Annotated in this window: 21 protein-coding genes and 1 pseudogene; 10 read left to right on the plus strand and 12 right to left on the minus strand. The window is 59.2% G+C overall.

Translation table 11 applies throughout. The annotated features are described in order from the left end of the window. Positions 1 to 77 precede the first annotated feature (77 nt). From nth to metG, 7 genes are all read right to left on the minus strand, one after another. Positions 78 to 716 carry an endonuclease III gene (gene nth / locus KGB14_RS24070; protein WP_223489120.1) on the minus strand — a complete coding sequence of 213 codons (639 nt, stop codon included), beginning with the start codon at positions 714 to 716 and terminating at the stop codon, positions 78 to 80. Beyond that, complete coding sequence (locus KGB14_RS24075) at positions 713 to 1,327, minus strand: Rnf-Nqr domain containing protein (RefSeq protein WP_223489121.1); 615 nt, start codon at positions 1,325 to 1,327, stop codon at positions 713 to 715. The genes nth and KGB14_RS24075 overlap by 4 nt, the downstream gene beginning before the upstream one ends. Continuing rightward, complete coding sequence (locus KGB14_RS24080) at positions 1,324 to 1,932, minus strand: RnfABCDGE type electron transport complex subunit G (protein WP_223489122.1); 609 nt, start codon at positions 1,930 to 1,932, stop codon at positions 1,324 to 1,326. Before KGB14_RS24080 ends, KGB14_RS24075 begins: the two co-directional genes overlap by 4 nt. Then, positions 1,929 to 2,921, minus strand: a complete 993-nt coding sequence (locus KGB14_RS24085) for an RnfABCDGE type electron transport complex subunit D (protein ID WP_223489123.1) — start codon at positions 2,919 to 2,921, stop codon at positions 1,929 to 1,931. The genes KGB14_RS24080 and KGB14_RS24085 overlap by 4 nt, the downstream gene beginning before the upstream one ends. Beyond that, positions 2,908 to 3,915: an electron transport complex subunit RsxB gene (gene rsxB / locus KGB14_RS24090; protein ID WP_223489124.1), complete on the minus strand. Its 1,008-nt coding sequence runs from the start codon at positions 3,913 to 3,915 to the stop codon at positions 2,908 to 2,910. The genes KGB14_RS24085 and rsxB overlap by 14 nt, the downstream gene beginning before the upstream one ends. Further along, the gene (locus KGB14_RS24095; RefSeq protein ID WP_223489125.1) at positions 3,912 to 4,481 is read right to left on the minus strand and encodes an Rnf-Nqr domain containing protein; all 570 of its coding nucleotides are present in this window, start codon (positions 4,479 to 4,481) and stop codon (positions 3,912 to 3,914) included. Before KGB14_RS24095 ends, rsxB begins: the two co-directional genes overlap by 4 nt. A 131-nt stretch (positions 4,482 to 4,612) precedes the next feature. After that, the gene (gene metG, locus KGB14_RS24100) at positions 4,613 to 6,664 is read right to left on the minus strand and encodes a methionine--tRNA ligase (protein ID WP_223489126.1); all 2,052 of its coding nucleotides are present in this window, start codon (positions 6,662 to 6,664) and stop codon (positions 4,613 to 4,615) included. Between the two features lie 256 nt (positions 6,665 to 6,920). Between metG and apbC the strand changes: the two genes are divergently transcribed. Next, positions 6,921 to 8,015 (plus strand): iron-sulfur cluster carrier protein ApbC, encoded by a 1,095-nt coding sequence (gene apbC / locus KGB14_RS24105; RefSeq protein ID WP_008069516.1) that lies wholly within the window; start codon positions 6,921 to 6,923, stop codon positions 8,013 to 8,015. A gap of 110 nt (positions 8,016 to 8,125) precedes the next feature. On the opposite strand, the gene KGB14_RS24110 is transcribed toward apbC, so the two are convergent. Beyond that, on the minus strand, positions 8,126 to 8,884 hold the full coding sequence (locus KGB14_RS24110) for an SDR family oxidoreductase (protein ID WP_223489127.1): 759 nt from the start codon (positions 8,882 to 8,884) through the stop codon (positions 8,126 to 8,128). Between the two features lie 165 nt (positions 8,885 to 9,049). Here KGB14_RS24110 and KGB14_RS24115 point away from each other — a divergent pair, with 165 nt between their 5' ends. The 4 genes from KGB14_RS24115 to groL all read left to right on the plus strand — a co-directional run bounded on the left by KGB14_RS24115 (position 9,050) and on the right by groL (position 12,557). Then, entirely contained in the window at positions 9,050 to 9,781 is a 732-nt protein-coding gene (locus KGB14_RS24115; protein WP_223489128.1) for a HugZ family protein, read from the plus strand. Between the two features lie 66 nt (positions 9,782 to 9,847). Continuing rightward, complete coding sequence (locus tag KGB14_RS24120; protein WP_223489129.1) at positions 9,848 to 10,324, plus strand: FxsA family protein; 477 nt, start codon at positions 9,848 to 9,850, stop codon at positions 10,322 to 10,324. Positions 10,325 to 10,570: 246 nt separating this feature from the next. Further along, entirely contained in the window at positions 10,571 to 10,864 is a 294-nt protein-coding gene (locus KGB14_RS24125; protein WP_007898444.1) for a co-chaperone GroES, read from the plus strand. A 49-nt stretch (positions 10,865 to 10,913) separates the two neighbouring features. Next, positions 10,914 to 12,557, plus strand: coding sequence for a chaperonin GroEL (gene groL / locus KGB14_RS24130; RefSeq protein WP_074874047.1), 1,644 nt, complete (start codon positions 10,914 to 10,916; stop codon positions 12,555 to 12,557). A gap of 171 nt (positions 12,558 to 12,728) precedes the next feature. Here groL and KGB14_RS24135 read toward each other — a convergent pair whose 3' ends face one another. Continuing rightward, positions 12,729 to 13,466, minus strand: a complete 738-nt coding sequence (locus KGB14_RS24135; protein ID WP_223489130.1) for a phosphatase PAP2 family protein — start codon at positions 13,464 to 13,466, stop codon at positions 12,729 to 12,731. Positions 13,467 to 13,519: 53 nt separating this feature from the next. Continuing rightward, a complete protein-coding gene (locus KGB14_RS24140; protein WP_223489131.1) occupies positions 13,520 to 15,469 on the minus strand; it encodes an LTA synthase family protein in 1,950 nt (649 codons plus the stop codon). A gap of 196 nt (positions 15,470 to 15,665) precedes the next feature. Between KGB14_RS24140 and colR the strand changes: the two genes are divergently transcribed. From colR to KGB14_RS24165, 5 genes and pseudogenes are all read left to right on the plus strand, one after another. After that, on the plus strand, positions 15,666 to 16,349 hold the full coding sequence (colR, locus tag KGB14_RS24145; RefSeq protein WP_223489132.1) for a two-component system response regulator ColR: 684 nt from the start codon (positions 15,666 to 15,668) through the stop codon (positions 16,347 to 16,349). Further along, a complete protein-coding gene (locus KGB14_RS24150) occupies positions 16,339 to 17,619 on the plus strand; it encodes a sensor histidine kinase (protein ID WP_223489133.1) in 1,281 nt (426 codons plus the stop codon). The genes colR and KGB14_RS24150 overlap by 11 nt, the downstream gene beginning before the upstream one ends. Positions 17,620 to 17,788: 169 nt before the next feature. After that, on the plus strand, positions 17,789 to 18,457 hold the full coding sequence (locus KGB14_RS24155; protein ID WP_223489134.1) for a class I SAM-dependent methyltransferase: 669 nt from the start codon (positions 17,789 to 17,791) through the stop codon (positions 18,455 to 18,457). 7 nt (positions 18,458 to 18,464) lie between these two features. Beyond that, positions 18,465 to 18,575: pseudogene (locus KGB14_RS24160) on the plus strand (InaA protein); the annotation flags it as partial. Then, a complete protein-coding gene (locus tag KGB14_RS24165; RefSeq protein ID WP_223489135.1) occupies positions 18,572 to 18,799 on the plus strand; it encodes a hypothetical protein in 228 nt (75 codons plus the stop codon). The pseudogene KGB14_RS24160 and the gene KGB14_RS24165, both read left to right, overlap by 4 nt. Positions 18,800 to 18,855: 56 nt before the next feature. Here KGB14_RS24165 and KGB14_RS24170 read toward each other — a convergent pair whose 3' ends face one another. Continuing rightward, entirely contained in the window at positions 18,856 to 21,882 is a 3,027-nt protein-coding gene (locus tag KGB14_RS24170; protein ID WP_223489136.1) for a multidrug efflux RND transporter permease subunit, read from the minus strand. A gap of 13 nt (positions 21,883 to 21,895) precedes the next feature. Beyond that, complete coding sequence (locus KGB14_RS24175; protein ID WP_223489137.1) at positions 21,896 to 23,044, minus strand: efflux RND transporter periplasmic adaptor subunit; 1,149 nt, start codon at positions 23,042 to 23,044, stop codon at positions 21,896 to 21,898. Positions 23,045 to 23,225 lie beyond the last annotated feature (181 nt).

Below are 23,225 nucleotides of genomic sequence, written 5' to 3' on the forward strand. Positions count from 1 at the left end.
GCGCTCCTTATATCGACAATCGCTCGGCGGGTAAAAAAGATTTTTTCAATCGGTCGATCAATAAAACTAATAGCGCGTCAATCGTCCGAGGTCTTTTGCTTGTATTCGCATAAATCCTCGATCCGGCAACTGCCACAACGAGGCTTGCGAGCCAGGCAAACGTAGCGACCATGGAGAATCAGCCAGTGATGAGAGTCGAGCAGGTACTCCTTTGGCACGACCTTCATCAGCTTCTTCTCCACCTCGACCACGTTCTTGCCCGGGGCAATGCCGGTGCGGTTACTCACCCGAAAAATGTGAGTGTCCACGGCCATGGTCAGCTGACGAAAGGCGGTATTGAGCACCACATTGGCAGTCTTGCGGCCGACGCCGGGCAGCGCTTCGAGCTCCTCGCGGGTTTGCGGCACTTCGCCTCCATGACGCTCCATCAGCAAGCGACAGGTTTCGATCACGTTTTTCGCTTTGCTGTTGAACAGGCCGATGGTCTTGATGTACTCCGACAGCCCTTCGACGCCCAATGCATAAATCGCCGCCGGCGTGTTGGCCACCGGGTACAGTTTGGCGGTGGCCTTGTTGACACCGACATCGGTCGACTGAGCCGAGAGAATCACGGCGATCAGCAATTCGAACGGCGAGGAATAAGCCAGTTCGGTCTTCGGCTCCGGGTTGTCTTCATGAAACCTGCGGAAAATTTCGAGACGTTTTGCGGCATTCATGGGTGATGAGTTTCCTCAGGGGAGGTCGGTGAGGGCGTCGGGCGGGTCCAGGCTTGATGTGCGGCAATCAACAGGCCCAGTAGAATAAACCCGCCAGGGGCCAGTGTAGCCAGGCGCAGGCCGCCATCAGCGGTCAGCACCCAGCCTTGCCAGTCGGGTTGCATGGCACCCGCCAACCAGGACAGATGACCGCCGAGCGTCCCGCTGCCGATGAGCTCGCGCAGCAGGCCCAGGCCGACCATCAATGCGCCAAACAGGCCGCCTCGGCGCAGGCGATCGGGCCATGGGGCCTGGAAAAAACCGTTGTGTTCCAGTACGACACATTGCAACGCGATCAGTCCTGCATAGAACCCCAGATGCTGGTGCCATTGAAGTGACCAGGCTTGCATGACGAGTTCCGCGCAACCGGTCAGCGTCGCAGCCAGCAGGACGCTGGCAGGCAAGCATGTCGCCGGAATGAGTCGGGATCGTAACGCGCCCATACTCATACCATAAGCGCCCACCACCACGATGAACATCAGCCACAGGCCCAGGGCTGTGACCAACGAATCAGTCGCGCCGATCAGCGGCGCAAGCATCAGCGAGTTCTGCAGGGTCGATGATTTATTCATGGGGGGTTGCTCCCGGTCAGCGGTTGCCGGTGCTCATCGAAGTAGCGCAATGCGTCATGCAGGGTATTGATCACCGCTCTTGAGGTGATGGTCGCGCCCGCGATCTGATCGAATTGCCCTTGGTCTTTTTTCAAGGCCCAGCCATTGTCGCCGGGCTCGCTCAGAGACTTGCCGGTAAACACCTGAAGCCAGGTATTAGGCCAATCGGCGAGCTTGCCACCCAATCCCGGGGTTTCCGATTGCTTGAGGGTTTTGACCCCCAGCAATTTGCCATTGACGTCGATGGCGATCAGCACATCGATGGAGCCTGCATAGCCGAGTGTCTGGCTGCGCAGCAGCACGGCGCTCGGTTGGCCGGCTTTGGTCGCCAGGTAGCCACCCAGCAACGTGCTATTGGCCAGACGAGTACTTGGGAGGCTGAGCGGCTGTTCCAGTGGCTGATTGTCGTAGCTGCCAGGTGGTAGCAGATCCAGCAGATTGCGACTGTCGATCAAGCGTTGTTCGGCGGCAATGCGCGGCGCGCTGGTGTGATGCACGAGGTAAGTCGTGCCCATTCCCAGGCCTGCCAGCACAATCAGGATCACAACGCTCGTCGCTCGGTTCATGGGGCAACTGGCTCCTGCCTGGACGCAGCAAACCGCTCCAATGCCGGCACACAGAGGTTCATCAGCAGCACTGCAAACGCCACACCGTCCGGATATCCGCCCCACGTCCGAATCAGGTAAGTCAGTAACCCCACGCCGGTGCCGAACAACAATCGGGCAATGGGGCTTTTCGCGCCGGATATCGGTTCCGTGACGATGAAGAAGGCACCCAGCATGCTCGCACCGGTCAGCAGATGAAACAATGGCGAGCCGTGAGAGTCGGAGCCTGTACCGTTCCAGCACAGCAGGCTGATGATGAACAGGCTGGCGAGCATGCCGACCGGCGCATGCCAGCTGAACACCCGCCGCTGTAGCAGAAACGCACCACCCGCCAGGAACGCCAGGTTGACCCATTCCACGCCTCGGCCGCCGAAACGGCCGAATGCCGGGTTGTCGGCGAACAGTTCGTCCATGGTCAGGCTTTTGTTGATTCGCAGGCTGTCCAGCGCCGTGGCCTGGGCCCAGGCATCCGGCGTCTGGCCGAGGCTGAAACCGAACACCTGTTGCAGACCACCGAGCAGGTTCATGCCATGGGGCGAGGGCCAATGAGTCATTTGCTGGGGAAACGTCACCAGGACCAGCGCGAAACCGAGCATCGCCGGATTGAACGGATTTTTGCCGACGCCACCATACAATTGCTTGCCGAAAAACAGTCCGAACGCCGCAGCGCTGACCGTCAGCCACCACGGACAATAAGGCGGCAAGGCCAGTGCCAACAGCGTCGCGCTGACCAGCGCACTGCCGTCGCTCAGGGTCGGTTTGAGCGGTTCCTTGCGCAACTGCAACACCACCGCTTCAACGGACAACGCGGTAGCGGCGGCCAGAATCAGGTTGATCAACACCCCCCAGCCGTATAGCCAGAACAAGGTCAACATCCCCGGCACGGTGGCCAGCAATACCAGTTTCATGGCCTGCTGAAGGCGTTCGTCCACCGATTCAAGGGGCGACATAGGCATCCACCTGACGCTCGGCTTCGCTGAGCGCCTGTTGCAACGTTTCGATCTGTTCGGCCGGTGCCTCGCTTGTTTGAGCTTTCTTGAGTTCGGCGCGGCGCATGGCCAACTGGATCTTTGCCCGTTTCAGCTCGACATCTTTCGTCGGTGCAGGCGGAGCAGGGATTTGCGGCGCACTGCTCTCCAGTTGTGCCAGCGCCTGTTCGGCGGCTTCGAACTGCTGTTGCAGCACGATCAGTTGCGATTGCTGTTCGAAGGTCGGCGGATGCCCGAAGGCCTTGAGCGATTTGTTCAGTTGCGCCCGACTCATCGCCAGATCGACCTTGGCTTTTTTCAGCGCCGCATCGGCATTGGCGGCCTTCTGTACACGAACGCGCTCGAGCGCGGCCTGAACCGGGTCGAGTGTCACTTCACTGGGCTGTACGGCGCGTTGGGCTCGGGCCTGGCGCTCGGCGAGTTTCTGTTCTTCTTCGCGATGTAAACGGGCATTGCGCTGTTCGAAGCGGCGTCGCGCGCGGTTGCGTTTGGCGGCCCGGGCCTGTTGTTCTGCCGGGCTGAACGCCAGCCCGCCGACAATCGGTAGTACCGTGGCCAGCGGTAATGGATGCATCTCGATGCAATCCACCGGGCAGGGTGCCACGCACAGGTCGCAACCGGTGCATTCGTCGACGATGACCGTGTGCATGAATTTCGCCGCGCCGACGATGGCGTCGACCGGGCAGGCTTGAATGCACTTGGTACAACCGATGCATTCGGCTTCGCGGATATAAGCGATCTGCGCCGGTGCCGAACCGCGACTGACGTCCAGTTCCAGCACCGGCACTTTCAGCAGGTCGGCCAGGGCCGCGATGGTTTCGCTGCCGCCCGGCGGGCACTTGTTGATCGGCTCGCCGCTGGCGATGCCTTCGGCGTAGGGTTTGCATCCGGGATGGCCACACTTGCCACATTGGGTTTGCGGCAAGAGGGCGTCGATGCGTTGAATCAGACTCATGTTTTGATCAGCCCGCTGAATCCGAGAAAAATCACCGCAATCAATCCGGCACCGATCAATTCGATCGGCAGGCCGCGAAAGGGCAGGGGGATATCGTTATCGAGTGTGCGTTGGCGCAAGTCGCTGAACAGACTCAGCACCAGCCAGAATCCCAGCCCGGCGCCAAGGCTCAGGGCTAAGGCGTGGAAAATTCCCTTGTCGTTCTGAGCGTTGAGCAATGTCAGCCCAAGCACGCCGGCATTCCCCAGCAGCAGGGGCCAGAGGCCATCGAATGACAGCTTCGCAAACAACGGTGACAGCAGCTTCAGCAGCGGGCTGATCAACAGAACGCTCAGTGGCAGGAACACAAACAGACGCAGGGATGTCAGTTCCAGCGGCACCAATAGCCAGTGGTAGAGCGCATAGCCGAGTGTGCCGACGATCAGCATCAGACACGTCGTTGCGATGCCCAGCGCGTGGACCTGCGACCGCTCGCTGGCCAACACCGGATCGACGCCCAGCGGCCAGTGCAACACGAGGTTGTTGATCAGGGCAGCGCTGATAAGCGTAAGAAGCAGTTCGGTCATGATCGTGCCGGCAAGGACAGGGCTCTCTAAAAAGAGATTAGGCATTATCCGGCAAGGAAGGAGGGTGGGCCAGACATGAAAATCCCACAGTCGCGCCGGGCACGACTGTGGGATCGATTTACCGCAGGGCTTTACTTGATGCGCTGACCTGGCTTGGCGCCGCTGTCGGGGCTCAACAGGTAGATTTCTTCACCGCCTGGGCCTGCCGCCATCACCATGCCTTCAGAGATCCCGAATTTCATTTTGCGGGGCTTGAGGTTGGCAATCATCATGGTCAGGCGACCATTGAGCTTGGACGGGTCCGGGTAGGCGCTCTTGATGCCGGAGAACACGTTGCGTTGCTCGTCACCGATGTCCAGGGTCAGGCGCAACAGCTTGTCGGCACCTTCCACGGCTTCTGCCTTGACGATCAGCGCAACGCGCAGGTCTACAGCGGCAAAGGTGTCGAACTCGATCTCTGGCGACAGCGGATCCTTGGCCAGTTCGCCGTTGCCGGCGGGTGCTGCTTCGCCGGTGTCGGTTGCGCTGGCGGTCAGGTCTTCTTTCGAGGCGTCGGTCATGGCTTGTACTTTTACCGGGTCGATGCGGGTCATCAACGGTTTGAACTCGTTCAGCTGATGGTTGCTGAGCAAGGTGGCGTGATCGTTCCAGGTCAGCGGGGCGACGTTCAGGAACGCCTCGGCATCGGCGGCCAGCAGCGGCAGCACCGGTTTGAGGAAAATCACCAGTTGGCGGAACAGGTTGATACCCAGGGCGCAAATGGCCTGGACTTCATCCTGCTTGCCTTCCTGTTTGTTCAGCGACCACGGCGCCTTGTCGGCGATCCAGGCGTTGGCCCGATCGGCCAGGCCCATGATTTCGCGCATGGCCCGGGCGAAGTCGCGAGCCTCATAGGCATCGGCAATGCTTGGCGCTGCGGCCAGGAAGGCATCGGTCAGTTCCGGCGCGGCGTTGCCGGCTACCAGTACGCCTGCGTTGCCTTTATGGATGAAACCGGCGCAACGGCTGGCGATGTTGACGACTTTGCCGACCAGATCCGAGTTGACCTTCTGCACGAAGTCTTCGAGGTTCAGGTCCAGGTCGTCGACGCCACGGCCCAGCTTGGCGGCGTAGTAGTAACGCAGGTATTCCGGCGACAGGTGATCCAGGTACGTCCGCGCCTTGACGAACGTGCCGCGGGACTTGGACATCTTCTGGCCGTTGACGGTCAGGTAGCCGTGTACGTTGATGCCGGTCGGTTTACGGAACCCGGCGCCTTCGAGCATGGCGGGCCAGAACAGGGCGTGGAAGTTGACGATGTCCTTGCCGATGAAATGGTACAGCTCGGCGGTGGAGTCCTTGCCCCAGAACGCGTCGAAGTCCAGTTCCGGACGGCGGGCGCAGAGGTTCTTGAAGCTGGCCATGTAGCCGATTGGTGCGTCCAGCCACACGTAGAAATATTTGCCGGGCTCGTCCGGGATTTCGAAACCGAAGTACGGCGCATCGCGGGAGATGTCCCACTGTTGCAGGCCGGCGTCCAGCCATTCGGCGATCTTGTTGGCCACGGCCTCTTGCAAGGTGCCGCTGCGGGTCCAGGCTTGCAGCATTTCCTGGAAGTCCGGCAGTTTGAAGAAGAAGTGCTGGGAGTCCTTGAGCACCGGCGTGGCGCCGGAGATTGCCGACTTCGGATCCTTCAGATCGGTCGGCGCGTAGGTCGCACCGCATTTCTCGCAGTTGTCGCCGTACTGGTCTTCAGTGCCGCATTTCGGGCAGGTGCCCTTGATGAAGCGGTCGGCCAGGAACATTTTCTTTTCCGGGTCGAAGTACTGAGTGATCGAACGCGTGGCGATGTGCCCGGCGTCGCGCAGCTTCAGGTAGATCTGGCTCGACAGCTCACGGTTTTCTTCTGCGTGAGTGGAGTGGAAGTTGTCGAAGTCCACCAGGAACTCGGCAAAGTCGGCGCTGTGTTCAGCCTGGACGTTGGCGATCAGTTGTTCCGGGGTGATGCCTTCCTTTTCCGCGCGCAGCATGATGGCCGAACCGTGGGCGTCGTCGGCGCAGACATAAATGCATTGATTACCGCGATGCTTCTGGAAGCGCACCCACATATCGGTCTGGATGTATTCCAGCATATGGCCGAGGTGGATCGAACCATTGGCATAGGGCAGGGCGCTGGTGACGAGGATCTTGCGTGGCTCGGACATGGGGCTCGGCTACTTGATGAAACGGAGGTCGGCCACTATAAAGCGCCGGCGCATATTTTTCACCCCGTGAGCCTGTTTCATTGGATGAGTAATGGATGATTCAGTCAAAAGATCGCAGCCTTCGGCAGCTCCTACAAGTTCGACGCAATCCCTGTAGGAGCTGCCGAAGGCTGCGATCTTTTGATGGCATCCCGCCGAACGATCAGAACAGGTACGATACCCGCCTGATTTTCCAGTCTTGCTATCGGAGTTGCCCATGAGCGCCGTCAATCGTGCAGCGGTGGAAGCCGTCCTTCGCCAATACACCGACCCTTACTTGAACCAGGACCCGGTCAGCGCCGGGTGCGTGCGCAGCATCGATATTCAGGGCGATCGCGTCAGCGTCCAGCTGGAGCTGGGTTACGCCGCCGGTCTGTTCAAGAGCGGCTGGGCGCAATTGCTGCAACTGGCCATCGAAGGCCTGGACGGTGTCGTCACCGCCCGCGTCGAGATCACCAGCGTGATCGCCGCGCACAAGGCTCAGGCACAGATTCCGGGGTTGGCCAACGTCAAGAACGTGGTGGCGGTGGCGTCCGGCAAGGGCGGTGTGGGCAAGTCCACCACCGCAGCCAACCTCGCGTTGGCGCTGGCTCGTGAAGGCGCCAAGGTCGGGATTCTCGATGCGGACATCTACGGCCCGAGCCAGGGCATCATGTTCGGCATCCCTGAAGGCACCCGACCAAAGGTCAAGGATCAGAAGTGGTTCATTCCGATTGAATCCCATGGCGTCGAAGTGATGTCCATGGCCTTTCTGACTGATGACAACACGCCGATGGTCTGGCGCGGGCCGATGGTTTCCGGCGCCTTGTTGCAACTGGTCACGCAAACAGCCTGGGGCGACCTGGATTACCTGGTCATCGACATGCCGCCAGGCACCGGCGATATCCAGTTGACCCTGGCGCAGAAAGTCCCGGTGGCCGGTGCGGTGATCGTGACTACCCCGCAGGACCTGGCATTGCTGGACGCGCGCAAGGGTGTGGAGATGTTCCGCAAGGTCAACATCCCGGTGCTGGGCGTGGTCGAGAACATGGCCGTGCACATCTGCTCCAACTGCGGGCATGCCGAGCATCTGTTCGGTGAGGGCGGTGGTGTGAAGCTGGCCAACCAGTACGGTGTCGAACTGTTGGCTTCGTTGCCGCTGTCGATGCTGATCCGTGAACAGGCCGATGGCGGCAAGCCAACGGTGATCGCCGAGCCTGACAGCCAGATTGCGATGGTTTACCAGGAACTGGCCCGCCACGTCGGCGCGCGGATTGTGTTGCAGGAAGCGGCAACGCCGGCGATGCCGAACATTACCGTCAGCGACGATTGATTCGTTGAAAAAAGATCGCAGCCTCGCTTCGCTCGACAGCTCCTACAGCTTTAAGCCAATCAATGTAGGAGCTGTCGAGCGAAGCGAGGCTGCGATCTTTTGATCTTGCTTTATATCCGCAACCCGCCATCCAGTTCGAGAATCCGACCGGTGTAGTAGTCGTTCTCGAAAATGTAGGCTGCCGACTGGGCAATCTCTTCAGGTTTACCCATGCGTTTGAGCGGAATCCCGGACGTCATTTTCTCCAGCGCTTCCGGCTTCATGCTCAGGGTCATTTCCGTTTCGATGAAACCCGGCGCAATGCCCGCCACGCGAATGCCGTAGCGCGCCAGTTCCTTGGCCCAGGTCACGGTCGCCGCGGCGACACCGGCCTTGGCGGCGGAGTAGTTGGTCTGGCCAATGTTGCCTGCGCGCGAAATCGACGAGATATTGATGATCGCGCCGCTGTTTTTCAGCTCGACCATTTTCGCCGCGACTTCACGGGTGCACAGGAACACCCCGGTCAGGTTGACGTCGATGACCGCCTGCCATTGGGCCAGGCTCATCTTGGTCATTTCGCCGTCCTTGACCTTCAGCAGCAGGCCATCGCGCAGAATGCCGGCGTTGTTGATCAGGCCATGGATCGCGCCGAAATCGTCGGCCACCTGGGCGACCATGTAGCTCACTTGCTCTTCATCGGCGACGTTGCACAGATAGGAACGAGCCTCGACACCCTTGGCTTTACAAGCGGCGACGGCGACGTCGAGTTTTTCCTGGTTCAGGTCCACCAACGCCAGCTTCGCGCCTTTGCCTGCGAGATACTCGGCCATGGAGCGGCCTAAACCCTGGCAACCGCCGGTGATAATGATTACTTTGTCAGTGAGTTGCATTCGCATAGCCCCATGGCAGATCGGAGTGGTTTTCCTTCCTAGAGGGCCTCTCGATCTGAGCCTGATATGGCTTGGCTGCACATGAGAACTGCCCCTGTGGCGTTCTGGAACTTTCCCCAGGCGCCTGTCCGTTTTTTTGACGGGTTCTATATAAGGAGTCATAAATTGAGCGTTGTAGTGGCTAAGCATGCCCGAGAATTGCTTCTCAAGGAATACCGTGGAGTGCTCTCGACGCACTCCAAGGCGATGCCCGGTTTCCCGTTTGGCTCCGTGGTTCCGTACTGTCTGGATGAACAGGGCCGGCCGCTGATCCTTATCAGCCGCATCGCTCAGCACACTCACAACCTGCAGAAAGATCCAAAATGCTCACTGTTGGTGGGTGAGCGTGAGGCCGAAGACGTACAAGCCGTTGGTCGGCTGACCTACCTGGCCGAGGCGGAAAAGCTCAAGGACGCCGCTGCCATCGAAGCGGCCGCCGAGCGTTACTATCGCTATTTCCCCGATTCGCAGAACTATCACAAGGCCCATGATTTCGATTTCTGGGTGCTCAACGAGGTACGTCACCGCTACATTGGCGGCTTCGGTGCGATCCACTGGATCGATCAGTTGACCCTCGCCAATCCGTTCGCCGGCAAAGCCGAAGTCAGCATGGTCGAGCACATGAACGCCGATCACGCCAAAGCCATCGCCCACTACGTCGAACTGGCGGGGCTGCCGAAAACCGCTCCGGCGCAATTAACCGGCATCGACTCTGAAGGCATGCATTTACGCATCGGTCAGGGACTCTACTGGTTACCCTTTCAAGCACCTTGTAATACGCCGACACAAGTCCGGGAAGCCTTGGTTTTCCTGGCTCACGCCGAGCATTGGCCGAAAAATGAAGTGGCCGACGCTTGAATTCACGAAACGGCGACGTCATCTAAGGAAAACTGGCAAGGTACTCTTGCGTTGAGGAACCATTTGATGCGCCCTTTTTTGTTGCTTTTTGTACTGTTCCCGGTGTTGGAGCTGTTCGTATTCGTCAAGGTTAGCGGGGCGATCGGGTTTTTCCCGGCCCTGCTGCTGATCATTCTCGGCTCGATGCTCGGCGTGTTCGTGCTGCGTATCGCCGGTCTGGCAACTGCACTGCGCGCCCGTGAAAGCCTGAACCGTGGCGAGCTGCCGGCCCAGACCATGCTCGAAGGCCTGATGCTGGCCCTGGCGGGTGGCCTGTTGATTCTGCCGGGCTTCGTCAGCGACGTGTTCGGTCTGATCATGTTGCTGCCGATTTCTCGTCGCCTGCTGGCCAATAAAATGCGTCTGCGCGCCGAGGAACAAGCGATGCGTCAGCGTGCGTTCGCCGATGACCTGCAGCCACGGGGCGGTCCCGCTCCGCAGCAGCCTTTGGGCCGCGAGCCCAATGTGATCGAAGGCGAGTTCGAACACCGCGATACCAAGTAACACTTCGATCGACACGGCACCTTCGGGTGCCGTGTTCGTTTTCAGGGCATTGACGTAAAAAATTTCGCTCCCCGCCCTTGAAATAAGCTTGTGCGCCCTTATGTAACGGTCACCGCAAGGTTTCTGGCAATTGCGCCAGACAGACTTCCGCGGTTCGCTTGACGAACCGCACCCGGCGCCGCCGGATTTGTTAAACCCGCCGGGACTACACCGGCCGATGAAAACCACAATTAGGAGAGATCGACAATGAAGCTTCGTCCTCTGCATGACCGCGTCGTCGTCCGTCGCAGCGAAGAAGAAAAGAAAACCGCTGGCGGTATCGTCCTGCCAGGTTCGGCTGCTGAAAAGCCAAACCAGGGTGAAGTCCTCGCCGTAGGCCCAGGCAAAGCACTGGACAACGGTGAAGTGCGTGCGCTGGCCGTGAAAGTGGGTGACAAGGTTGTGTTCGGCCCTTACTCCGGCAGCAACACTGTGAAAGTTGATGGCGAAGACCTGCTGGTTATTGGCGAGAGCGAAATCCTCGCAGTAATCGAAGGCTGATTCCCCGCTCATTTTCCCGCTACTACAAAGTATTTAAGGAATATCGATCATGGCTGCTAAAGAAGTTAAATTCGGCGATTCCGCCCGCAAGAAAATGCTCGCCGGTGTGAACGTCCTGGCTGACGCAGTAAAAGCGACCCTGGGCCCTAAAGGCCGTAACGTGATCATCGAGAAGAGCTTCGGCGCTCCGACCATCACCAAGGACGGCGTTTCCGTTGCCAAAGAAATCGAGCTGAAAGATCGCTTCGAAAACATGGGCGCGCAGCTGGTCAAAGACGTTGCCTCCCGTGCCAACGATGACGCAGGCGACGGCACCACCACCGCTACCGTTCTGGCTCAGTCGATCGTCAACGAAGGCCTGAAAGCCGTCGCTGCCGGCATGAACCCGATGGACCTCAAGCGCGGTATCGACAAAGCGACCATCGCAATCGTCAAAGAGCTCAAAGCCCTGTCCAAGCCTTGCGCTGACACCAAGGCCATCGCTCAGGTCGGCACCATCTCGGCCAACTCCGACAGCTCCATCGGCGACATCATTGCCGAAGCCATGGAAAAAGTCGGTAAAGAAGGCGTGATCACCGTTGAAGAAGGCTCGGGCCTGGAAAACGAACTGTCGGTTGTTGAAGGCATGCAGTTCGACCGTGGCTACCTGTCTCCGTACTTCGTCAACAAGCCAGAGACCATGACTGCCGAGCTGGACGGTCCGCTGATCCTGCTGGTCGACAAAAAGATCTCCAACATCCGCGAAATGCTGCCAGTACTGGAAGCCGTTGCCAAAGCCGGCCGTCCACTGCTGATCGTGGCCGAAGACGTTGAAGGCGAAGCCCTGGCGACTCTGGTTGTGAACAACATGCGTGGCATCGTTAAAGTCGCAGCCGTCAAGGCTCCAGGCTTCGGCGATCGTCGCAAGGCCATGCTGCAGGACATCGCTGTTCTGACTGGCGGTACCGTTATCTCCGAAGAGATCGGCCTGAGCCTGGAAAGCACTACCCTGGAACACCTGGGTAATGCCAAGCGCGTGATCCTGTCCAAAGAAAACACCACCGTGATCGACGGTGCCGGCGTTGAGGCTGACATCCAGGCTCGCGTTCTGCAGATCCGTCAGCAAGTGGCTGATACTTCGTCCGACTACGACCGTGAAAAACTGCAAGAGCGTCTGGCCAAGCTGTCCGGCGGCGTTGCAGTGATCAAGGTTGGCGCGGGTTCCGAAGTTGAAATGAAAGAGAAGAAAGCCCGCGTTGAAGACGCCCTGCACGCTACCCGTGCAGCCGTTGAAGAAGGCGTGGTACCTGGCGGCGGCGTGGCACTGGTTCGCGCTCTGCAGGCTATCTCCGAGCTGAAAGGCGACAACGATGACCAGAACGTTGGCATCCAGTTGCTGCGTCGCGCTGTTGAAGCGCCACTGCGCCAGATCGTTGCCAACTCCGGCGACGAGCCAAGCGTAGTGGTCGACAAGGTCAAGCAGGGTTCGGGTAACTACGGTTACAACGCTGCGACCGGCGAATACGGCGACATGATCGAAATGGGTATCCTGGACCCGGCTAAAGTGACTCGTTCGGCTCTGCAAGCGGCTTCGTCGATTGCCAGCCTGATGATCACCACCGAAGCCATGATCGCCGAGATCAAGGACGACGCACCAGCTGGCGGCGGCATGCCAGACATGGGCGGTATGGGCGGCATGGGCGGCATGATGTAAGCCAGCCTTACCCCTATAAAAAACCCCGCCTGCGTTGAGCAGGCGGGGTTTTTTATTGCCTTCATTTTGGTAGGTCTGGAGACCGGGTCGCGCCCATCGCGGGCAAGCCACGCTCCCACACTGGATTGCGTTAAACCTGTAGGAGCGAGGCTTGCCCGCGAAGGCGTCAGCTCAGGCGCTGACAGGTTCCGCTACCCGTTCAGCCTTGGAAGCCGGTCGATAGAGGATGAAGTAATACGCCCCCAGACAAATCAGCCAGCAGAAAATCGCCGTCCATACGTTGTGCGAAAAGAAATGCGCGCCCTGCATCATCCGGCTGATGGAAAACACCGAGCCCAGCGCAAAGGCGAAGATAAACGCCTTGCGCGCCAGACGTGGACGACGGTCGCGCAGGGCGAAGAACAGCGCAAACAACGTGAAGCCAGTCGCTGCATGACCGCCAGGCCAGCAGCGGCCAGGTTTGTTGGTGTGCGGGCGAGGGCTGAGCAGTTCGCTGTAGGTTTCGTGCCCGCCGAATTGTTCCAGGCTCCACGGGCATTGCACCGCCGTCACCGCTTTGACCGGGGTGACAAAGGATGTCGCCAGCGCCAGGGACACCACCAGGCAAGCCAATTCCCGTTTGAACGGTTTGAGCCTGTCCACGAAAAAAGAAGCGATGAGGCCCAGGATGGAGAACACCGAAAAGGCGATGACCACTTGCTTGGCCCGGTCATGCAGGATGTCTTCCAGGAAGTAACTGTGCCGCCCGATGAATTCGCCGGCGACCGGGTCATAGAAAAGTTTGGCCAGGTCCATGTCCAGGGACGTCAGCTCAAGCAGCAGCAGAGTGATCGCCGCAATGACGGGCACTCCCAGGCACAGCCAGAGGTTGAGCGGGCGGGAGACGGGACGTACAGCGGTTGATGACATGACAGATCCAGATTAATGAAAAAGCCCCGGGGCATCAGCTCGGGGCCATTCGGTTAACGTTCGCTGACTTGGTCGGTGCCCTCCTTGGGCCCCCTCCAGCCAAGCAGCTGTTGCTTGAAGCCATAACTGGCGCTTTGGTAATACGTGATGGCGCGGGTGATCAATGGGTCACTGGCATCGGCCTTCGATTCGCGGCTCTCGGTCAGCGCATCGTCATGACGGCGCAGGCCCTGGCGCGGACTCAGGATTGCCAGGTTCTTGCCGTCGAACAGCCCCAGGTGCTGATAGTTGCCGACCACCACCCGCGGTGGCAGAGGATTATCCTGCAACAGGTTGCGCCCGAAGAACGTCGATTGGTAATCCAGATTTAGCAGACCCAGCAACGTTGGCGCAAGGTCAATCTGACTGGCCAGCTGTGCGGTTTCCCGAGCATCGATCAGCTTGGGCGCATAAATAAACAGCGGAATCTGATAGTTGCTGATCGGCAAGTCCTCTTTGCCGGCGCTGCCTGCCGTGTGGTCGGCGACGAACACGAAAATGGTGTTGTCAAACCACGGCTTTTTACGCGCCTGCTCGAGGAACTGGCCGATGGCGTAGTCGGTGTATTTCACCGCACCGTCGCGACCATTACCAGACTTGATATCGATCCGGTTGTCCGGGTAAGTGTAAGGGCGATGGTTGGACGTGGTCATCAGTTGCAGCAGAAACGGCTGTTGCTTGGCGTAGTCGGCGTCGGCCAGTTTCAGGGTCTGGTTGTAAAGGTCTTCGTCGGCCATGCCCCAGGCGTTCTTGAAGTGAATCTCCGATTCATCGACGCTGCTCTGGTCCACCACGCGGTAACCGTTGCCACTGAAGAACGCGTTCATATTGTCGAAGTAACCGCGCCCGCCATAGACGAACACGCTGTCATAACCCACGGCGCTGAGTTGCTGGCCGAGGCTGGCGAACCCGCTTTCACGGCCCACACGCTTGACGATCGAACGGCCCGGCGTTGGCGGGATGGCCAGGGTAATGGCCTCCAGGCCGCGATCGGTGCGGGTGCCGGTGGCGTAGAAATTATTGAAGTACAGGCTCTGTTTGCGCAGGGCATCGAGGTTGGGTGTCAGGTTGCGATCGTCGCCGTTGCTGCCCATGTACTTGGCACTGAAGCTTTCGATGGTCACCAGCACGATGTTGGGTTTTCGCTCGGTGCCGGGATTGTCGATTGTCCGGCGGATGTCCTGCGGATCCTTGCCGATAAAACGGGCATTGGGTTCGGTCAGTTCAGTGCGAATCTGTTGCGCGACGACGGAGGTCGGCAGGCTGCTGTAGAACTGCGGGTAATCCAGTTCGTTGTTGCGAAAGGCGGCGAAGAATTGGTACGGGCCATTGCTCGCCAGTTCGTTCTGATAGGCGTTACCGCCCTGAGCGCGTGGCGCATCCTGGCTGAGCAGTTGCAGGCTCAGACCTGCAACAATTAGCAGGCCCAGCGCATTGCGCAGACGCCCGCGCATTGCGGGCAATGGTGCGTCCAGCGCGGTATTGAAGGGTTTGCGCAATACGAAGCTCAGGGCTACCGCCAGCACTGCGAGCATGCTCAGCAGCGTGCCGATCGGGTACGACTCCAGCAGGTTATTCAGCACTTCGTCGGAATACACCAGGTAGTCGACGGCGATGAAGTTGAAGCGCACACCGAATTCATCCCAGAACAACCATTCGGCCACCGAAGTGAACAGCATGGCGAACAGGCTGACGGTCAGCAGCCCTTGAAGGAACCAGCGATGGCCACGGCGGCGCCACAAGGCCGGCGGGCACAGCAGCAGATAGAGGCCCATGGGCAGCGCCGCGTAGGCAATGAAACCCAGGTCGTACAACAGACCGACACCAAAAACGGGCAGGAAGCCGCTGCCGGCCTCATCCAGGTGGGTCAGCAGCAGAACCGTTCGAGTCAGGAAGAAGATCACCAGCCAGACGCTGGTCAAGAGCAGCAGAAAGCGCATTGGCGCCGTCTTGAAAAAGTCCATTGTGTCTACATTCCTTATCAAAGCGCGGGATTTTAACCCGACTACTGTAGTCAGGTTGTGAACCGATAGTGAAAAACTTGTCCACCCCGACCAATTGCCTGGTCGAATCGATACTATGACTCATCGCCCTAGCCCTGAGCCACACTTGGCCTTAAGCTGCGCGCCAAGATAGCCGTTGTGTGCGGAGGAGGTGCCTATGCGTATTCTATTGGTTGAAGACAACCGCGATATCCTGGCCAATCTGGCCGATTATCTGGGGCTCAAAGGTTACACCGTGGATTGCGCGCAGGACGGTTTGTCGGGCCTGCACCTGGCGGCCACCGAGCATTACGACTTGATCGTGCTCGACATCATGTTGCCCGGCATCGACGGTTATACCCTGTGCAAGCGCCTGCGCGAAGATGCCCGCCGTGATACACCGGTGATCATGCTCACCGCCCGCGATCAACTGGACGATCGCCTGCAAGGCTTCAAGTCCGGCGCCGACGATTACCTGATCAAACCCTTTGCCCTGTCCGAACTGGCGGCACGCATCGAGGCGGTCATGCGCCGAACCCAGGGGGGCGGTCGCCGCGCCTTGCAGGTCGGCGATCTGAGCTACGACCTCGATACGCTGGAGGTGACGCGTGAAGGCCGCCTGTTGAAACTCAACCCGGTGGGCCTGAAATTGCTGGCCGTATTGATGCAGAAAAGCCCGCACGTATTGCGCCGGGAAATTCTCGAAGAGGCCCTGTGGGGTGACGACTGCCCGGACAGCGACAGCCTGCGCAGCCACGTCCACCAACTGCGTCAAGTGATCGACAAACCGTTCGCCAAACCCTTGCTGCATACGGTGCATGGTGTCGGTTATCGCTTGGCCGAGGGCCGTGATGGAGTTTAAGCAGAGCCTTGCTCAACGGATCATCATCGCCTTTGCGTTGATGAGCGCACTGGTGGCGGGGGCCTTCGCTATCGGCATTATCGCGACCGTGCACCTGGTGGAAGAGAAACTGATCTCGGCAGGTTTAGGCGGCGATTTGCAACGCCTGTTGCTGATGGACAGTGTGTCGGACTGGAGCCATCGCCCCGAGCCGGACCAATTGTTCTATTTCAGCGGCGGGCCAGGCGACTTTGACTTACCCAAGGATTTGCGGCACCTGGACTCGGGTTTTCATGAAGTCTTTCGCGAGCATCTGTCGTATCACGCGATGGTCGAAATCGTCGACGGTCGGCGTTACGTGCTGTTGCAGGACCAGAGCGATTTCGAAGAGCGTGAGCGGGTGCTGTTCGCCGTGGTGCTGGTCGGCTTCGTGCTGAGTCTGGCACTGGCGGTGTTTCTCGGCTGGGTGCTGGCGCGCAAGGTGATGGCGCCGGTGGTGCGCCTGGCCCGTCAGGTGCGTCATCGGGATCAGTTGTTAGGCCTGGCACCGCCGCTGGCGCCGGATTATGCCGCCGATGAAGTGGGCGAACTGGCCGTGGCCTTCGACGCCACCCTCGGGCGTTTGCGTCAGGCGTTGACCCGTGAGCGATTGTTCACCAGTGACGTCAGCCATGAGCTGCGCACGCCGTTGATGGTGTTGGCCAGTTCCTGTGAGCTGTTGCTGGAAAACCCTGGCATCGATCAGCGCGGGCGTGCCCAGGTCGAGCGAATCGCCCGTGCGTGTGCCGAGATGCGCGAGCTGGTGCAAACCTTCCTCATGCTGGCTCGTGCTCAACATGAAGACGCCAGCATGGCCCCTCAGCAGACCCTGAGCCAGGTGGCCGACGGATTGCTCAGCCAATGGCGCGAGCCGATCGAAGCCAAGGGCCTGACGCTGAACGTTGAACCGGGCAATCCGCCGGACACTCGCTATAACGCGACTCTTTTGCATGCGGTGATGGGCAACCTGTTGCGTAATGCGCTGCACTACACCGAGCACGGTTACATCCGCCTCAGCTTGACGGACACGGGGTTCGTGGTCGAGGACAGCGGTGTGGGCATTCCCGAGGAAAAACGCGAGGCGATGTTCGAGCCTTTCGTGCGTGGCAACGAGAAACGCGGCGAGGGCCTGGGGTTAGGGCTGTCGCTGGTGCAGCGGATCTGCGAGAACCAGGGCTGGAGCGTCAGCCTGACGAACATGGAACCCAATGGCTGTCGTTTTCAGGTGGAGTTGAGTCTGTCTCGGGTCTGATCGGACCGAAACAGACCGGAAAAACGAAAAGATGCAGCCTGAATTCGGTCATGTAAAACCCTGAAATGATTCCGGGTTTTACATGACAACTTTTTCACAATGGCATGACCTGACAGTGACACTGCACTACCTAAGGTGGTCGTCATCAGACGTTCAGGAGGCTGTAGTGATGGCTGGCCCGATCAAACTCGATTTTTCCGAAAAATACGACGATCAACGCGCCCAGAAATACCTGCACAAGCATCAGGTTGGTCTCGGCCGTCGACTGTCCCACTGGCGTGATGAACAACTGGCGCGAAAAGCGCTGACGCTGGCCGGTGAGCCTGGGCTGATCCTCGATTTGCCCTGTGGCACGGGACGTTTCTGGCCATTACTGGCGGAAAAACGCAACCGAGTCATCATCGGGGCCGACAACTCGAAGTCCATGTTGAAGACCGCCATGCAGGCGCATCCCGCCGAGGTGTTGAAACGGGTACAGCCCTTGCACACTTCTGCATTCGACATTGGCTTGCCCGATAATGCCGTCGACTGCATTTTCTGCATGCGTTTGCTCCATCACATCGGTGAAGCCGAGGATCGACTGGCCATCCTGCGCGAATTCGAGCGCGTCACCCGCGACACCGTGATTGTTTCATTGTGGGTAGACGGCAATTTCAAGGCCTGGAAACGCAAGCGCGCCGAGAAAAAGCGTGGGCAGGAGGGTTACCAGAATCGATTTGTGTTACCGGCTGCCACGGTTGAAAAGGAGTTCGAGCAGGTGGGTTTCCGTATCCAGGAACAACTGGATTTTTTACCGCTCTATGCCATGTGGCGGGTTTACGTATTACGCAAGAGGTAACGGGATGGACTTTAAGCAACTACGTCGCCATTCGTCGTTCAGCGCTACGGACTGGAAAAAACTGGTCTACTTTTATGAGACGGCGTTTGGCAGCGCTATCAAAGGCTTAAAACAATGAAACTCGAAATTGCACGAGGTTTGTTTTTAGCGGGAGCCTTGGCAGTCGCTTCATTGGCGGTGGCGGCTTGGGAGCAGCCCCGCACGCAAGTCCTCAGCTCCATCAACAGTGACGCGCATTGCCCATTGCCCCGGGTTGCCAAGGCACCCGTGGCCACTCAACCCGATCATGACTTGTTATTGTTCATGTTCGGACTTTCTCAGGGATTGAGGCCGCAGAGTTGAACAGATTGAAGCCCAAATAAAGGCCTCGCAGATGCGAGGCCTTTTGCTTTTTGACGTTAAGGTTTATCGGGTTTGGCCAGCAACGTGTAGATGCACGGCAACACGAACAAGGTGAACAGCGTCCCGATCGACATCCCCGTCGCGATGACTGTGCCGATGTCGAATCGGCTGACGGCACCCGCGCCCGTGGCGATGATCAGCGGCACCATGCCGAATACCATCGCCGCCGTGGTCATCAATACCGGACGCAGGCGAATGGCCGCTGCTTCCTCCACTGCTTCGCGAGGCGACAGCCCCTTGTCCTTGCGCAACTGGTTGGCGAACTCGACGATCAGGATCCCGTGCTTGCTGATCAGCCCGATCAACGTCACCAGCCCCACTTGGGTATAGATGTTCATGCTCGACCAGCCGAGGAACAAAGGGATCAACGCGCCGCAGATCGACAGCGGCACGGTCACCAGAATCACCAGCGGATCGCGGAAGCTTTCGAACTGGGCCGCCAGCACCAGGAAGATGATCGCCAGCGCCAGGGCAAAGGTGACCCACAGCGCGCTGCCTTCCTGAACGTATTGCCGTGACGCACCGGCGAAGTCGACGGCATAACCTGCTGGCGCTTCCTCCCGAGCGATCTGGCGCACGGTGTCAATGGCTTCACCCATGCTGACCAGCGGGACCCCGGAAAGTATCGCCGAGTTGAGTTGCTGAAACTGGTTCAACTGGCGCGGTCGCGCCCGGTCGGTCACGGTGATCAGGGTCGATAGCGGCAGCAGCTCGCCCTTGGTGTTCTTGACGTAATAATGGTTCAGCCAATCGGGGTTATCCCGGAAGGGCCGTTCCACCTGAGCAATCACTTTGTAGCTGCGACCTTCGATGGTGAAACGGTTGATCTCCGCTTCACCCAGCAACGTCGCCAGGGTACCGCCCAGATCCTGCATCGACACACCCATCTGTGCAGCCTTCGCGCGATCGATATCCACCACGACTTCAGGTTTGTCGAAGGCCAGGTCGACGTCGACGAAAGCAAACTTGCCGGAGTCCATCGCCCTTTTTTTCACCCGGCCCATCACTTCCAGCAACGACTCATAGGTGTTGGCCGAGTTGATCACGAATTGAAATGGCAAGCCTTCGCCGGTGCCCGGCAGGGAAGGCAGGTTGAAGCCGAAGATTTGCAAGCCCGCAATGCTTGCCAGTTTGCCCTGGACCACGGGCAGGATCTGCATTTGGGTTCGGCTGCGTTCGTTCCAGGGTTTGAGCAGGAAGCCGCCAATCCCCGATTGCACGCCGTTGAAGCCGTTGATCTGGAACGAGGAATAGTACTCGGGGAATTCCTTGAAAATCGCGACGAACTCGTCGGTGTAGGTGTTCAGGTAGTCAAGGTTGGCCGGTTGCGGGGCATTGGCCATCATGAAAATCACGCCCCGGTCCTCATCCGGCGCCAGTTCCGATTTGGTGAACTTGAGCAGTACCGGGATCAGGCATAGCACGATCACCGCGAACACCAGCACCACCGGGCGGGTATTGAGGGTGCCGTGAAGCACCCGCTGGTAGCGGCGCTTGAGACCTTCGAAAATCACGTCCAGGCGATGGGCCAGGCCGGTAGGGTTTTCATCGTGGCGCAGCAGCAGGGCGCACATCATCGGCGACAGCGTCAGGGCCACGACACCGGAGATCACCACCGCCCCGGCGAGGGTCAGCGCGAACTCCTTGAACAGCGCCCCCGTCAGACCGGTCAGAAAACCGATCGGTGCATAGACCGCCGCCAGGGTGATGGTCATCGAGACCACCGGCATGGCGATTTCCCGGGCACCTTCGATGGCCGCCTCCAACGGCGTCTTGCCTTCTTCGATGTGCCGATGGATGTTTTCCACCACTACGATGGCGTCGTCCACTACCAGCCCGATGGCCAGCACCATCGCCAGCAAGGTCAGCAGGTTGATCGAGTAACCCATCATTTGCATGAAGAACATCACGCCGATCATCGACAGCGGAATGGTGACCACCGGGATCACCACCGAGCGCAGGGCGCCGAGGAACAGGAACACCACCACGATCACGATCATTACCGCTTCGAACAGGGTTTTCAGCACTTCGTCGATAGAGGCCTGGATGAACAATGTGGCGTCGTAGGCAATTTCGCCCTTGAGGTTCGGCGGCAACTGGGCTTCCAGGTCCGGCATGATCTTGCGCACTTCCCTGATCACGTCCAGCGGGTTGGCGCCGGGCGTGGCCTTGATACCGATGTACACCGAGGGCGTGCCGCCGAAAGAGCTGATGGAGTTGTAGTTTTCCGCGCCCATCTCGACCCGTGCCACGTCCCGTAGCAGCACGCGACTGTCGCCCTCGACCTTGAGCGGGATCGCGCCAAAGGCCTCGGCGGATTTGAGTTCGGTGTTGGCGTTGATGCTGGTGACCACGTACTCGCCTTTCACCTCGCCGGCGGCGGAGAGGAAGTTGTACTGGCGCACGGCGTTGGTCACGTCGCTGGCGCTCAGGCCGAAACCGGCGAGTTTCACCGGGTCCAGCCACAGGCGCATGGCGAACACCTGGTTGCCGAGAATCTCGGCCTCGGCCATGCCCGGCAGGGTCGCCAGTTTCGGCTGGATGACCCGTGACAGGTAATCGGTGATCTGCGGATTGCTCAGCTCCTTGCTGAAGAAGCTGATGTACATCAGCGCCGAGGCATCGGCGGCTTCCTTGCTCAGTACCGGGTCTTCGGCGTCCTGGGGCAGCCGGTTCTTGACCTCATTGGCCTTGGCCAGCAACTCGGTGAACAGACGGTCGCTGTTGGAGCCGATGCGTGCGTAGATCGAGATCACCGAGAAGTTCTGGCGACTGACCGAGGTCATGTAGTCGATGCCCTCGGCACTGGCCAGGCTCTGTTGCATCGGTTGGGTGATGTAACCCTGGATGGTTTCAGCGTTGGCCCCGGGGTAAGCGGTGGTGACCGTGATCAGGGCGTTTTCCATTTGCGGATATTGGCGCAGCGGCAACTTGCTCCAGGCCTGGAAGCCCAGCAGCACAATCAACAGGCTGACGACGGTGGCGAGCACCGGGCGGCGGATGAACGGGTCGGTAAAAGCCATGGGGATTCCTTGATCAGTCCGCGCGCGGCTGACTGTTCTTCTCGGCTAGGGTCTTGTCGTCGCTGATCGCAATGTGCACACCGTTGTCCAGTTTGATCTGGCCGGCCGTGACCACTTTTTCGCCGTTCTGCACGCCTTTGATGACCATGACCATCCCGTCGCGGCGTTCGCCGGTTTCGACGAAGCGTCGTTCGGCGATCAGAATCGGCTCGCCCTTGTCGTCTTTTTCGAGGCTGCCGTCTTCGGCCTTTTTCTGCGCGACGACGAACAGCGAGTTGCCATAAAGGGTGTAGGTAATCGCGCTTTCCGGCACGACGATGTGCGGTTGCGGGTCGGGCAATATCACTTGCAGGCTGGCGAACATTCCCGGCAGCAGTTTGCCATCGGGGTTGGCCAGGGTTGCGCGCACCAGTACGTTGCGGGTGCTGCTCTCGACCTTCGGGTTGATCGCACTGATGGTGCCGGGGAAACTCTCTGTCGGGTAGGCCGGGACTATGATCTGTACTGGTTGGCCGAGGGCGATTTTCGGCACCGATTGTTCGGGCACAAAGAAGTCGACGTAGAGGCTGCTGAGGTCTTGCAGGGTGGCGATCATCGTGCCGCTGGCCACGTAGTCGCCGACGTCTACCTTGCGAATGCCGATGGTCCCGCTGAACGGGGCGAGGATGCGCCTTCTCTCCAGCGCTGCCTTGAGCTGATTGACCGTGGCCCGGCTCTTTTGCAACACCGCCGAGAGTCGGTCGAACTCGCCTTTGGAAATAGCCTGGCTGCCGACCAATTGGCTGCCGCGACCATAATCCAGTTGCGCCAGCCCCAGGTCGGCTTGAGCGGTTGCCAGCAGGGCCGTTTCAACGGAGGTGTCGAGTTGCAGGATCGGTTGACCTGCCTTGACCTTCTGCCCGGACTCGAACTGCACCTCCTTGACGGTGCCGGCGATCTCCATACTCAGGTCAACCCCTTGCAGCGCCGTGAGGGTGCCGACCGTTGGCAAACGGCTTTGCCACGGACGTTCGGTGGCGGTGGCCACGGCGACACTTATCGGCGGTTTCGGCGCGGAGAAGCCTTTCATCATGGTGTAGATAGAGAAGGCTTTGTAACCGGCCAGGAGCAGCACGATCAGCAGAACAACACCCAACATGATCAGCATGCGGCGACGCAGCATATTTCCAGTTCCTTGGAGAAAATCAGGTGAGACAGTCGGGAACATTACTCTGAGTATGAGGGGGATTCCAACTGGCAGTTATTACAGAATGACGCAAACCCTGTAGGAGCGAAGCTTGCTCGCGAAAGCGGTGTATCAGTCAGTAGATTAGTTGGCTGACACACCGCTTTCGCGAGCAAGC

It is taken from the genome of Pseudomonas sp. A-RE-19, from assembly GCF_019956555.1.
GTDB lineage: Bacteria > Pseudomonadota > Gammaproteobacteria > Pseudomonadales > Pseudomonadaceae > Aquipseudomonas.

Coding starts and splice junctions, on each gene's coding strand:
- KGB14_RS24165 (WP_223489135.1), top strand. CDS start 18,572: ATGAAACTCGAAATTGCACGAGGTTTGTTTTTAGCGGGAGCCTTGGCA.
- KGB14_RS24120 (WP_223489129.1), top strand. CDS start 9,848: ATGCGCCCTTTTTTGTTGCTTTTTGTACTGTTCCCGGTGTTGGAGCTG.
- KGB14_RS24150 (WP_223489133.1), top strand. CDS start 16,339: ATGGAGTTTAAGCAGAGCCTTGCTCAACGGATCATCATCGCCTTTGCG.
- groL (WP_074874047.1), top strand. CDS start 10,914: ATGGCTGCTAAAGAAGTTAAATTCGGCGATTCCGCCCGCAAGAAAATG.
- KGB14_RS24095 (WP_223489125.1), bottom strand. CDS start 4,481: ATGACCGAACTGCTTCTTACGCTTATCAGCGCTGCCCTGATCAACAAC.
- KGB14_RS24170 (WP_223489136.1), bottom strand. CDS start 21,882: ATGGCTTTTACCGACCCGTTCATCCGCCGCCCGGTGCTCGCCACCGTC.
- KGB14_RS24135 (WP_223489130.1), bottom strand. CDS start 13,466: ATGTCATCAACCGCTGTACGTCCCGTCTCCCGCCCGCTCAACCTCTGG.
- apbC (WP_008069516.1), top strand. CDS start 6,921: ATGAGCGCCGTCAATCGTGCAGCGGTGGAAGCCGTCCTTCGCCAATAC.
- KGB14_RS24140 (WP_223489131.1), bottom strand. CDS start 15,469: ATGGACTTTTTCAAGACGGCGCCAATGCGCTTTCTGCTGCTCTTGACC.
- nth (WP_223489120.1), bottom strand. CDS start 716: ATGAATGCCGCAAAACGTCTCGAAATTTTCCGCAGGTTTCATGAAGAC.
- metG (WP_223489126.1), bottom strand. CDS start 6,664: ATGTCCGAGCCACGCAAGATCCTCGTCACCAGCGCCCTGCCCTATGCC.
- KGB14_RS24110 (WP_223489127.1), bottom strand. CDS start 8,884: ATGCAACTCACTGACAAAGTAATCATTATCACCGGCGGTTGCCAGGGT.
- KGB14_RS24155 (WP_223489134.1), top strand. CDS start 17,789: ATGGCTGGCCCGATCAAACTCGATTTTTCCGAAAAATACGACGATCAA.
- KGB14_RS24080 (WP_223489122.1), bottom strand. CDS start 1,932: ATGAACCGAGCGACGAGCGTTGTGATCCTGATTGTGCTGGCAGGCCTG.
- KGB14_RS24075 (WP_223489121.1), bottom strand. CDS start 1,327: ATGAATAAATCATCGACCCTGCAGAACTCGCTGATGCTTGCGCCGCTG.
- KGB14_RS24175 (WP_223489137.1), bottom strand. CDS start 23,044: ATGCTGCGTCGCCGCATGCTGATCATGTTGGGTGTTGTTCTGCTGATC.
- KGB14_RS24125 (WP_007898444.1), top strand. CDS start 10,571: ATGAAGCTTCGTCCTCTGCATGACCGCGTCGTCGTCCGTCGCAGCGAA.
- rsxB (WP_223489124.1), bottom strand. CDS start 3,915: ATGAGTCTGATTCAACGCATCGACGCCCTCTTGCCGCAAACCCAATGT.
- KGB14_RS24085 (WP_223489123.1), bottom strand. CDS start 2,921: ATGTCGCCCCTTGAATCGGTGGACGAACGCCTTCAGCAGGCCATGAAA.
- colR (WP_223489132.1), top strand. CDS start 15,666: ATGCGTATTCTATTGGTTGAAGACAACCGCGATATCCTGGCCAATCTG.